The organism is Okeania sp. SIO2C9 (assembly GCF_010672455.1).
Taxonomy (GTDB): domain Bacteria; phylum Cyanobacteriota; class Cyanobacteriia; order Cyanobacteriales; family Microcoleaceae; genus Okeania.
The window spans coordinates 18,063-31,028 of record NZ_JAAHGO010000069.1 but is presented as its reverse complement, the minus strand read 5'-3'; the positions used below and the strand labels follow the sequence as shown (position 1 = coordinate 31,028).

7 protein-coding genes are annotated in these 12,966 nt (G+C 31.9%); 4 read left to right on the top strand and 3 right to left on the bottom strand.

Translation table 11 applies throughout. The features are described from left to right. Positions 1–1,185: 1,185 nt before the first annotated feature. Both F6K23_RS31945 and F6K23_RS31940 read right to left on the bottom strand, forming a co-directional pair. On the bottom strand, positions 1,186–1,620 hold the full coding sequence (locus tag F6K23_RS31945; RefSeq protein ID WP_293163611.1) for a hypothetical protein: 435 nt from the start codon (positions 1,618–1,620) through the stop codon (positions 1,186–1,188). A gap of 205 nt (positions 1,621–1,825) precedes the next feature. Next, positions 1,826–2,083 (bottom strand): hypothetical protein, encoded by a 258-nt coding sequence (locus F6K23_RS31940; protein ID WP_293163608.1) that lies wholly within the window; start codon positions 2,081–2,083, stop codon positions 1,826–1,828. Positions 2,084–2,802: 719 nt separating this feature from the next. Between F6K23_RS31940 and F6K23_RS31935 the strand changes: the two genes are divergently transcribed. The 3 genes from F6K23_RS31935 (at position 2,803) to F6K23_RS31925 (ending at position 9,175) form a co-directional block, all read left to right on the top strand. Then, complete coding sequence (locus F6K23_RS31935; protein WP_293163605.1) at positions 2,803–3,621, top strand: hypothetical protein; 819 nt, start codon at positions 2,803–2,805, stop codon at positions 3,619–3,621. Between the two features lie 1,014 nt (positions 3,622–4,635). Next, complete coding sequence (locus F6K23_RS31930; RefSeq protein ID WP_293163602.1) at positions 4,636–8,016, top strand: ATP-binding protein; 3,381 nt, start codon at positions 4,636–4,638, stop codon at positions 8,014–8,016. A 1,006-nt stretch (positions 8,017–9,022) separates the two neighbouring features. After that, the gene (locus F6K23_RS31925) at positions 9,023–9,175 is read left to right on the top strand and encodes a hypothetical protein (RefSeq protein WP_293163599.1); all 153 of its coding nucleotides are present in this window, start codon (positions 9,023–9,025) and stop codon (positions 9,173–9,175) included. A gap of 97 nt (positions 9,176–9,272) precedes the next feature. Here the strand turns inward: F6K23_RS31925 and F6K23_RS31920 are convergent, their stop codons facing one another. Beyond that, complete coding sequence (locus F6K23_RS31920; protein ID WP_375340809.1) at positions 9,273–9,539, bottom strand: transposase; 267 nt, start codon at positions 9,537–9,539, stop codon at positions 9,273–9,275. An 879-nt stretch (positions 9,540–10,418) separates the two neighbouring features. On the opposite strand from F6K23_RS31920, the gene glcD reads away from it, so the two are divergent. Further along, positions 10,419–11,897, top strand: a complete 1,479-nt coding sequence (gene glcD, locus F6K23_RS31915; RefSeq protein ID WP_293163596.1) for a glycolate oxidase subunit GlcD — start codon at positions 10,419–10,421, stop codon at positions 11,895–11,897. The last annotated feature ends 1,069 nt before the right edge of the window (positions 11,898–12,966 follow it).

Here is a 12,966-nt window from a genome sequence, read left to right as displayed (position 1 = left end):
AAAAAAATTCTAGAATGAGGGCAAATGCCATTTGCCTCTACAGATGTGTTTTTTTAAGGTAAATTTGCGTAAGTCCTGATACTTATCTGTTTCATCTTCTCTATTCCCTACTCTGTGAGTGTAGCAATATTTTATTAAATTGGTATTCATAGTTTTGTAGGTTTTATAGGTGGTTTTACTGTCACTATTTCTGGGAAATTTAGTATGAATAATTGGGTGCATCTCTTATGTGTCAAAATACTTTTTTTCCTATATATTCCCTATTCCCTATTCCCTGTTTTGGCAAGAGTATGGAAAATTTATGTTTGTGGAACATTCTGTAGAAAATTGCTAATACAAGATTGAGAAGGAATGCAAGTCTTTGATACCAAATTTACGCAAAGGTTGTTATATCTTAATCTGTGATTTATTTAGACTGTAAAAAAATTCTAGAATGAGGGCAAATGCCATTTGCCTCTACAGATGTGTTTTTTTAAGGTAAATTTGCGTAAGTCCTGATACTTATCTGTTTCATCTTCTCTATTCCCTACTCTGTGAGTGTAGCAATATTTTATTAAATTGGTATTCATAGTTTTGTAGGTTTTATAGGTGGTTTTACTGTCACTATTTCTGGGAAATTTAGTATGAATAATTGGGTGCATCTCTTATGTGTCAAAATACTTTTTTTCCTATATATTCCCTATTCCCTATTCCCTGTTTTGGCAAGAGTATGGAAAATTTATGTTTGTGGAACATTCTGTAGAAAATTGCTAATACAAGATTGAGAAGGAATGCAAGTCTTTGATACCAAATTTACGCAAAGGTTGTTATATCTTAATCTGTGATTTATTTAGACTGTAAAAAAATTCTAGAATGAGGGCAAATGCCATTTGTCTCTACAGATGTTTTGTAAAGTAAATTTGCGTAAGTCCTGATACTTATCTGTTCCATCTTCTCTATTCCCTACTCTGTGACTGTAGCAATATTTTATTAAATTGGTATTCATAGTTTTGTAGGTTTTATAGGTGGTTTTACTGTCACTATTTCTGGGAAATTTAGTATCAATAATTGGGTGCATCTCTTATGTGCCAAAATACTTTTTTTCCTATATATTCCCTGTTCCCTATTCCCTATTCCCTATTGCCTATTCCCTAAAAGCTATAATTTTTTGGCTTTATTCAAAATTGAGATGCACTCCCATAATTTTTAATCTCTCAATGTTGAGAATGCAATCGGACTCATTGTGACTAATACTGTCACGAATAAAAGTGCTATTTTTTGTTCAAAAGTTGTCATTTCCCAAACTTCTCCAAAACCTATAGTTATAAAAGCTGTGCGACTATCTTTTAATAAAACATTTTGCGAGGTTCCTAAAAAAGAAGTATAAGCATCAAAAATTATGGCAACTATATGAAATGGGATTAATATTTTGTATTTATCATTTCCAGATTTTGACCAAATATCTTCTGCATTGCCACTCAACCCTAAAATTAAAGCACTACCAATAAAAGCACTGATATAAATAGGAATATGTTCTGGTTTCCAATCAGTTACTCCAAATATACCAATTATACCTAAAAGACTGGTAACAAAGTCCCAAATAGACCCTGCTGCAAATATAAAAAGTAAAAATCCTTTCATTTTATTTAACTCCAAATTTGTTTAAATTTATTTATCTGAAATAAAGAATAATTCCCGCAATAATAACTGCGATAAAAAAAAATATTACCATCAATAAATTATTTGAAATTCTTATTTGTTTGCGAGGAGATTTTTTTTTGTTAATTCCAGGATAACTGGTAGATGATTCGTCTTTAATCTCCCACTTGTTAATAAAATTTTGAAATTATTTTGTGGATATAGCATAAATAAAGTCTTTCCAGGAGCGCCATGAAGTTTGAATAGACCAGTTAATGATTGGCAACTGATTGTTATTATTTTGATCGATAAATTCTAGATAAGTTTTAGCGTCAATCAAACTACCAGTTTTTTTTAAGTTAATTTCTAATTTTTTCCAAGAATCTAAAAATTTTTTTTCGTCTTGGGTAGGTACTTCAAAAGCAAAGAAAAAACTTACCTGCATAGTAAATTTGTCAGAAATCAATTAAATACCTCCTGTTTAGTATTGGCAAATTAATAGATAATTAATACTCTTTATCTTTAATAGTGGAACTAAATTTTTCCTTTGTCAGTCAAGACTGCTTTACTCTAAAAATTTCTGATTTAAGATTCTTTTACTACATAAATTTTCTCGGTTTTTTTGATTTATTTTATTTCAATAAGCCACACTCATAAGAGCATTCAGCTATCAGCTATTAACTGATTATTCTGGGAGAAGCAATGAAAATTGATATATTGCTCCAGAATTAAAAGTTATGAGTAAAAAAATTTCCCTTGACCTTAGCAATTTAATCAATGACACAGCGAGTAGTAAAAATTCATGCTTCGTGTACTAGGCAAAATAAAAGTTTTTCCCAAAAATGAAACATCCCTAGTTTTTTAGGAGGGTAGGAAGGATAAATCAGATCAAACTTTATAGAGAAATTGGCATCAAAAGAATACAAAGAATAATTCTTATATAACAACTCCTATATCTTTTCAGGAAAGTCAAAAATTAAAAGTAAAGATTGATTTAGCTGAACAGTTTAACTGACAATAATTTCATATAACTATTTCATAGGAAAGTTGAAAATTATATATGACATAATTTTTATGAATGGATAGTAAAAACAGTAAATAGCCATATCTTAACAACTAAATTTCTCCTTTGTCAGTGATAAATATTGATAAAAAGTGAGAAAAAGTAGCGCATTATTGAAAGCTATGTTAAAGTACAATGCAAAACTAATTTCTAAGTTGACAAGAATGAATGTGGAAGAAGCACTGGCTATTGTAGAAGCGGTATTAGATGATAATGCTTGTCTCAATGATATTGAAGAGTTTATTTTTAAGGAATGTTGGGAAGGTAAACAGTCTTATGAAGAAATGGCAAAAAATTCTCCCTATGATAGTGAATATATTAAGTCTGTTGCAGCAAAATTATGGAGAAAATTATCGAAAGCTAAAGCTTTTAATGAAAAGGTAAAAAAAAATAATCTTCGCTCAGTTATTCGACGATATTTACAGAGACATAAGGTTATATCAAATCAAAATCAAATAATAGGAGTAAATCTCAGTGGCACTAATTTAAGTGTAAATGAAGCTAACTTATGTCAAACAGATTTACACGAGTTAATCGTACTGACAAATGGTAAAAAATTAGTGGAGGAAAGTACAAATACTAAAGCTGATAACCAACAAAATAAATCCTACTTGAAAAACACAATTAACTGGAATGGATTAAATTTTAATTCTCAGGCAGAAGTAAAAATTGCTGAAGCACTAGACCGTGCCAATATTATATTTTTATCAAATACAAAAATTAGATTGACAACTCCCACAGGTAGAGAAAATAAAATAGGTAATTTCGTCATATTACACAGGGAAAAATTAGGAATTATTCAAATTAGCAACAAACCTTTTTACCCAGATACAAACTTGGATGCTGAAATTAAATTAATTCAAAATTATGATATCTCCACCTGTACTAAACAAGCAGATAAAGTTATAGCCGAATTTTTAGAGTTATTAAATCAAGCATAAATAAAAATATCTTAAATTTATTCGACCTAATCATCTTTTATACATCAGAAAATATATAGGGTTTATTAGACTAATGAGATACGCCTATCTTGATTTATTTTCTATTCCCTATTCCCAGCTCCGGTGTTCCCTACTCCCTAAAACAAACGAATTTTATACCTCACGCTTATAGGAATTTCTATATCTGAAAATACTGTCAAAACTTAGAATTATAAGTTATAGCAGAAGGAATATAGCAATCAGGAATCAGATGTGAGAATTTAGATGTTCTGGAAAAGTATACAATAGCAGTTATCTTATTTATATATATTCATTTTTTTCTTCTTCTCTGTTTCCTATTCCCCGTTCCCTATTCCCTATTGCCTAAAATTATTCAATATCTCACAACTTAAATTATATTGCTATAAATAAGAGGCGAAAAAGAAAAAAATAGTTATTTATATTCCCAAGTTGGCAGCTATTTCATAATTCAAATACATTAATAGATGCTGTTACATATATATAGAAGAAACGAAAAGATAATATATATAGTGAACAAAACTATAGTAGTCTTATTTGAGTTGTGCATAAAATATCTTCAAATTAAGTAAAATCTGAACTGAGAATATCGAGTATAGGAAAATATTTTCTGAATTTCGATCTATTTCTTGTTTTTTCACAAATTCTTTAAGAATGCTATATAACCTTAAAAATATCTAGTATTTAGCACTCATGCGTTGTGTAATTTCTGATATAGTACCAATTTAAAAAAAGAATGCTTAATCTTAGCTGACACTTCAATTATTAAATAATTAACACAGACGTATGGAAATTTTTTGATAATTAGCACGCCAGTTATTGTTAATTATTCTGATGTTTACTTCTCGCTCTCGGACGTTGCATGCAACTTCCCTGCTGACCCCCCTATTCCCCCGCTCAAGAAAATGTAGCAAACATTTATCACGCTCGATATAAATAGTTATTAACCTAAGGGAGAGAATAAATTGATAAATAAACAAATAGCTAATCCCTACCATGTCTTTCAAATCTCTGACTAAATTAGTTGCTCAAATTTACGGAAAAGTTCCCATCCGTATCACTCTAATAGTGCCATTTGTAGTGCAAATTTTTGGGGTAGTAAGTTTGGTGGGATATATTTCCATGAGAAATGGCCAGAGAGCAGTTAATGATGTAGTTACTCAACTTTTGAATGAACAAGTTGCTAGGGTTGAACAAAGTTTACAAGCTTATCTTCATGTTCCTCATCAGGTTAATCAAATTAATGCTGCTGCTATTCGTAATGGTCAATTAGATTTAGAAAATACCTCTCAATTAGAAAAATATTTTTGGCAACAACTACAAATATTTGATGTTTTAACTTTTACGGGATTAGGGTTAGAAAATAAGGTTAATTTGGGGGCGGAAAGATTTGATAATGGTACTCTGACTGTGAGAGTTTCTACGGTAGAAAGTAACTATATTTTTGAAACTTATTCTACAAATAAATTTGGCGAACGGATTGAGTTATTAAGTAGTATTAAATTCGACCCGCGCACTCGACCTTGGTATAAAGCTGCTGTGGTGAGGGGTCAACCTATTTGGAGTGAGATTTATCCTAATACTGCTGGTATAACTGCTTATCTTGGTGCATCTATGCCTTTTTATAATTTTCAGGGAAAATTGCAGGGTGTTTTACTAACTAATATTAATCTCTCACAAATTGGCGATTTTTTAGGTGGCTTAAAGGTTGGTAAAACAGGACAAGTTTTTATTATTGAACGTTCGGGAATGTTAGTGGCAACTTCTACGGGAGAAAAGCCTTTTCATACTACAAATAAAGCTTATGGAACCAGGCGAGTTAAAGCTACTGAAAGCCAGAATGATTTGACGAAAGCTACAGCAAAATATTTAGCAAAAGAGTTTAACTTCAATCAATCAATTAATAGTCAACAATATCTAGAATTTAAGTTTGATGGTCAACGAGAGTTTATTAATGTTAAACCTTTTCAGGATAGGTATGGTTTAGATTGGTTAATAGTAGTAGTAATTCCAGAAACAGATTTTCTAGAACAAATATATCAACAGACCAAGATTACGATTGTACTTTGTCTATTAGCTTTACTTTTAGCAACGGCAATTGGAGTTTTAACATCTCGTTGGTTGGTGCAGCCAATTTTACAATTAAAAGATGCAGCTACTGCTTTATCAGAAGGAGAATTTAATCAGATAATAAATTTACAACGTGAGGATGAAGTAGGTGTCCTTGGTAAAGCTTTTAATTCTATGGCTTTTCAGTTACGAAATTCTTTTGATATTCTCAAAACTAAGAATGAACAACTAGAACGTTTAGATAAATTAAAGGATGAATTTTTAGCTAATACGTCTCATGAACTTCGTACTCCTTTAAATGGAATTATTGGCATTGCAGAATCATTGATAGATGGAGCAGCAGGAAGATTGCCATCTCAAGTTAAAACTAATCTTTCTATGATTGCTACTTCTGGTAGAAGGTTATCAAATTTGATTAACGATATTCTAGATTTTTCTAAACTTAAACATCGGAATATTGAATTGCAAATAAAACCGCTGGGAGTTAGAGAACTAACAGAAATAGTGCTGACTATTTCTCGCCCCATGATTGGCAAAAAGTCTTTACAACTGATTAATTCTATTAGCCACGATATGCCGTTTGTAGATGCTGATGAAAATCGACTCCAGCAAATTTTTTATAACTTAATTGGCAATGCAATTAAATTTACTGAGTCAGGTACTGTTGAAGTATCGGCTAAACTTTTAGAAAATCAAGAAATTGAATCTACTAATAAACTTTCCCTAATAGAAATTACTATTGCTGATACAGGTATTGGCATTCCAGAGGATAAATTAGAGAGAATTTTTGAATCATTTGAACAAGTAGATGGCTCTACAGCTAGAGAATATAGTGGAACAGGTTTAGGTTTAGCTATTAGTAAAAAATTAGTAGAATTACATGGTGGTAATTTGTATGTTTCATCAGTAGTAGGAGTCGGTTCTAAGTTTAAATTGACTTTGCCAATATCTCAAAATCAAACAGTTGATTTTCCGCAACTTTCTTGCCCTTTACCAATATCTTTAATTACAGAATTGGGGCAAAAAAATCAAGATATAGCTTTAGAAGGTTTAGTAGCCGAAAGTGGAGACTTTAAAATTTTAATTGTGGATGATGAACCAGTAAATCTCCAAGTTCTCAGAAATAATCTATCTTTACAAAATTATGCTATTACTCAAGCTAATAATGGTATTGAAGCATTAGAAATAATTGAAAATGGTTTGATGCCAGATTTAATTTTACTGGATGTAATGATGCCTCACATGACAGGTTATGAAGTGGCAAAAAAGCTGAGAGAAAAATTTTTACAAAGTGAATTACCGATTGTGATGTTAACTGCAAAACCATTAATTTCTGATTTGGTAGAAGGTTTTCTTTCTGGAGCTAATGATTATTTAACTAAACCCTTTTCTAAACCAGAATTGCTAGTAAGAATTAAAACACATATTCGTTTGGCTAAAATAAATGCTGCTTATGGTCGTTTTGTTCCTCATAGTTTTTTACGCTTCTTAAAACGTGAGAGTATAGTGGATGTTAAATTAGGCGACCATGTTAAGAAAAAAATGTCAATTTTATTCTCTGATATTCGCTCTTTCACGACTTTAAGTGAAGGTATGACTCCAGAGGAAAATTTTAAATTTATTAATAATTATTTGTCTCGAATGGAATCAGCAATTTTAGAGAATGAAGGGTTTATTGATAAGTATATTGGTGATGCAATTATGGCTCTTTTTGGCAGAAGAACTGATGATGCAGTTAATGCCGGAATTAATATGTTAAAACGTCTGAATGTATATAATCAAGAACGCCAAAAAATTCAACAGCAACCTATTAGAATTGGAATTGGAATTAATACTGGCGATTTAATGTTAGGAACTGTGGGAGGTGGAAAAAGAATTGATGGTACAGCCATCGGTGATGCTGTTAATTTAGCCTCTCGTTTAGAAAATTTAACTAAGTTCTATGGAGCAAATATTTTAATCAGTCAAAATACTTTATTTGATTTAGAAGAATTTGATAAATATAATTATCGTTTTTTAGATAGAGTTAAAGTAAAAGGGAAAAAAGAAGCAGTTGCTGTATTTGAAATTTTGGATGGGGATGCTGAAGCACAAAAGCAATTAAAAATTCAAACCAAAACTGAATTTGAAGAAGCTGTTTTTCTTTATTATCAACATAAATATTCAGCAGCAAAAGAAATCTTCTTAAATATTTTCCATATCAACCCAGAAGACAAAGCTGTAAAACTTTATCTCAAACGTTGTAAAAAATCTCAAATTTACGGCATTCCAGAAGAATGGGAAAAAGAGATAGTAATTAAGGAGTAGGGGAGTGGGGAAGTAGGGGAGTAGGGAAGTGGGGGAGTGGGGGAGTGGGGGAGTGGGGGAGTAGGGGAGTAGAGAGTAGTTATATTATTTCTCTGTAACAATGCGCTTAATAATTACTGCTCAGACCTTATTATATCAATTTGAAAAAAGAATGTTACGAATAGTAAGAGCGATAAAAAGACTTTACAGGAGATTTACCTTTGACTAAAAAGATAATTTACGCCCTAAAAAATGGTATTAAAGCCATTCCCATACGACTCCTGACTCCTAAGAAATACCCTAGATATTTTTAGCAAACATTTATCAATTTGGGATTACACTGACTATTCTCATCTTTATATTAAGTGCAACTTCATGGAGAAATGATATTAGGAGAAACGAGGAATTATAGAAAAGATAGTTGGAACAATTATCAGAGTGATTTTTCTACTATCCCCCCTGCCTTTTACGCTAACTTTTTGGGCGTTTTCAACTGAAAATCAGGCAATTTTTTTTACCTAAAAAAGCTAAATTTTTTATCTGTCAATGGTTTTAGATTAGATCAGTAGAGCAATAATTAATAATTTCAATTTATAGATAATAATTGATTTTATTTTTGATTATTGGAGATGTCTAATATTAAGTAAGAACTAGAGTCATTTCAGTTATCACTACCGACTGCAATTATGAAATTGGTATCAGAATAATGAACAATAACTGACGTGCTAATTATCAAAAAAGTTATTCACTCTGTCTTAATTACTTAATAAGTAAGCATTTCCTACAGAATGCTCCGCAAACAGCTATTAGCATTTCCTACGGAATACTCCGCAAACAGCAATCAGATGCATGAACATATTCAAGCAAGAACTGAGTCTAGGTTATAGCCAATTTCATTAAGTGCCTATGCAAAATTAATAACTCGGTAATTAATTATTAATTATTAATTATTAATTATTAATTATTAATTATTAAATAATTCGCGCCTTGAAGCCTCCCCTTTTAAGGGGAAAAAAGCGGTTGAGGGATGGCGAGGTCCCCTCGCTGTCCTCCAATCAACCAAGACAGCGGTCGTTTGCGGAGCAGTCCGTTAGGATGGGATGGCGAGGAAACCTGCACCATATCCAATCGACCAAGAGAAGAAATAATATCTCCTTATATTCAATTCCGTAGCGGTTAAAACCCGAGGTAATTATCAATTATCAATTATCCATTATCCATTAATGAAATATTCCTTTCCTAAATTATCAAGCACTTTTTTGAGATATTGAAGTAAGCTATTCCAGTTTTCGGTTATCCTCTACTTCAATCCATTCATATTTGATAAATTTCCATAATATTTCTATTATGTTATGTTTTAGTGAATAGGTAGGCAAACAAAATATTTCTAATTTTTTGGACTTCCATTCTTCTAATTTATTTAGTATGCGATCGCTTGTATGAATTGAAGCTTGGTCCATAATTACTACGGTTTTTTTGGACAAGTTATGACTAAATTTATCCAAAAAATTTATCACAACTTCACTATTAATATACCCCTTAATTATTTCGTAACATAATTCGTTTTTTCAATTCATTAATCCTAAAACATTCACTTGTTTACTATGACAACTTTTACAAGTTATTGTTTTCCCTTTTTCTTGCCATCCATGGTGGATAATTCCCCTCTAGTATGATAATGAGTTAATCACAAATAGCTGATAGCTGACTGCTGAATGCTTATCTTAATAATTGAAGTTTCCTTAAATTAAGCATTCTTTTTTCACGCTTAGTATTATACCAATTTCCAAAAGTAATGCTATACTTCAGCAGTCAAATATTTATCAAGATTCAAAGTCTTTTTTTGATAATTATTAGTCAGTTAGTATAGATTTTTCTTACTTTTGACTTCTCCCCACATCTCCCACGCTTCCTATACTTTCCCAAGGAATCATACATAGCAACTTTTTGATAAATGGTATTAAAAAGGGAGGTTTGAGACCAAAATTTTTCGGTCAGTAAAAATAAATTTATATGCTAAACCATTCCCTAGAAAAAATCCTGAATCAGATGGTATAATCAATTAGATTGGTAAACCCTAGCTAAAATATCCTAATTGAAGACGAGTTACACAAAAACACTATATATAGTTAACAAAAACTATAACGTTATAAATATATAGCGTTTATAACTCATAGGTTGCTTCAATAATTGATAATTGATAATGGATAATTGATAATTACCTCTCCCTAAAAGGAAGACGATGGAATAAAAGGAAAATATTTTCTCTCTTGGTCGATTGGATATGGCGAGGAGACCTCGCCATCCCATCCTAACGGAATGCTCCGCAAACGACCGCTTGTTTCTCCTTTAAAGGAAAGGATTTTTACCTTAATTATTCGGTAACCTCTAATTAAAGTTTAAATATTATAAATAAAACTAAAATGCTGACTAAAGATAAACAAAAAACAAAACAAAATTGGAAACAAATAGCCAAACAATTTGAAGCTGTTGTAGGCAAAAAAGGTGTAGTTCAACGCAAAGAAGAATTATTAGTATATGAATGTGATGGTCTAGCTAGCTATCGTCAACGTCCCGCATTAGTAATATTACCGCGCACTACTGAACAAGTTGCAGAAGCAGTAAAAATATGCGATCGCTTAAATATTCCTTGGCTTCCTAGAGGTGCGGGAACTGGTCTTTCTGGAGGAGCATTACCAATAGAAAATTGCGTTTTAATTGTCACTTCATTAATGCAAAAAATCCTCAAAATAGACTTAGAAAATCAACAAGTTATTGTACAACCAGGAATTATAAATAATTGGGTAACACAAGCAGTTAGTGGAGCTGGTTTTTATTACGCTCCTGACCCTTCCAGTCAAATTATTTGTTCTATTGGTGGGAATATTGCGGAAAATTCTGGGGGGGTTCATTGTCTCAAATACGGTGTAACAACCAATCATGTTTTAGGGTTAAAAATAGTTACTCCTGAAGGTTCAATAGTTGATATTGGCGGACAAATTCCAGAGATGCCTGGTTATGACTTAACAGGTTTATTTGTAGGTTCAGAAGGTACTCTGGGAATAGCCACGGAAATTACTCTTAGAATCCTCAAATCTCCCGAATCAGTTTGCGTACTTTTAGCCGGATTTCCTAATATTGAATCTACCGGACAAACTGTGTCAGATATTATCAGTTCTGGCATTATTCCTGGGGGAATGGAGATTATGGATAATTTCAGTATTAATGCTGTGGAAGATGTGGTCAAAACCAATTTATACCCGCGAAATGCTGCTGCTGTTTTATTAGTAGAATTAGACGGTTTAGAAGTAGAAGTAGATAAAAATAAACAACGCATCAAAGAAATATGTGAAAAAAATGGAGCTATAGAAATAACTACTGCTCATGAACCAGAAAAAAGGATGAAATTATGGAAAGGACGGAAAGCTGCTTTTGCTGCTGCTGGTAATATTAGTAAAAATTATTATGTACAGGATGGAGTAATTCCTCGGACAAAAATGGCTTATGTTTTAAGTGAAATTGAAAGAATAAGTCAAAAATATGGTTATCGTATTGCTAATGTATTTCATGCGGGAGATGGGAATCTTCACCCGTTAGTTTTATATGATGATGGTGTTGAAGGTGCTTTTGAAACTGTGGAAGAAATAGGTGGAGAAATTCTCAAGATTTGTGTGGAAGTTGGTGGTAGTTTATCTGGAGAACATGGCATTGGTTCAGATAAGAAATGTTATATGCCTTTAATGTTTAATGAGACAGATTTAGAAACGATGCAATGGGTAAGAAGTGTTTTTAATCCCAAGGGTTTAGCTAATCCTGAAAAAATCTTTCCTACACCTCGAACTTGTGGAGAGTCTGCTAATATTCAGCAGGTTAAAAAGTTTGAAGGGGCAGAGGTTTTTTAAATTTTATTTGCCCTAATTAGGGTTTGCTGAAAAAGTATGTATGGTAAGGGGAGGAGTCAGGAGTCAGGAGTCAGGATAAATGGGAATTATAGAGGAGGTAGTTGGATATTTTGTCCCTTGATTTTTCTGCCCTTGTGTGCCCAAAATGCTCATAAGCATAAGCTTGAGTCATCGAAAGCCAGGCACTTTTTTCGACCCTAAAAAGACTAAAGCTAATATCAGTCAATGCTTTGAGATTTAATCAGCAAGCCCTAATTATAAATATTTTCTAGTGACTAAATCAAAAAACTGTAGATGAAGATAGAGGCTATAAAACATTTTTTTTGTGACGGCAAGTTAGCGTTACTTTTAAAGAAGGGGAGTATGATCTAGCGAGAAATTTTCCACTTCCTACTTCCTCTTTATTTTTCAGTCAGATTACACATAAATATCAACCCCATCTTTATTTTAAATAGATATCAAATGGGTTCTATAAAGCTCCTAGTTAACATATTCCTTCTCTACTAATGCGTATGTCACAATAAGACAATGCAATACAAGTGTGCTTCAGGCGAAAGAAAGAAAAAAAATCCTTTTAGCCAATTCTCTTCTTTATAAGAAGAGGTAATTATTAATTATTAATTGTTAATTATTAGGCGAAAATACTCTGAAGGCAAGAATTTCACCATATCTTTGACTTCCCAATGTAAATTTTTGTATTCTTCATCCAACTGCCATAAGCAAGTCTAGTTAATAGCCAATAAAGCAAAGAATCTCCCATTAAAACTGTGTTTGGTTAATGAGAGATTATTAAAATATTTTGGTTAGATGTTCTTCTTAGCTTGTGGAAATAGGACTTTAAACCCAAATTTTGGGTCTATCCTATTACTAACAACAACAGGTAGGACAATAAGGACTAGGAGGTAAAAATATATCGTCATTTCTGTTCTCAACCCATTCTCTTAATTCGTCTTCTGTGACTGTTAATAAACCTAATTTTGGACAAGGTGGAAAGGCAATTACTACTTTTACCAAATATACGCGATAATTTGAGAAATTAGCTTTGCTCGGCTACATATAGCGTCAACAC

Coding starts and splice junctions, on each gene's coding strand:
- F6K23_RS31945 (WP_293163611.1), bottom strand. CDS start 1,620: ATGAAAGGATTTTTACTTTTTATATTTGCAGCAGGGTCTATTTGGGAC.
- F6K23_RS31935 (WP_293163605.1), top strand. CDS start 2,803: ATGTTAAAGTACAATGCAAAACTAATTTCTAAGTTGACAAGAATGAAT.
- F6K23_RS31930 (WP_293163602.1), top strand. CDS start 4,636: ATGTCTTTCAAATCTCTGACTAAATTAGTTGCTCAAATTTACGGAAAA.
- F6K23_RS31925 (WP_293163599.1), top strand. CDS start 9,023: ATGGCGAGGTCCCCTCGCTGTCCTCCAATCAACCAAGACAGCGGTCGT.
- glcD (WP_293163596.1), top strand. CDS start 10,419: ATGCTGACTAAAGATAAACAAAAAACAAAACAAAATTGGAAACAAATA.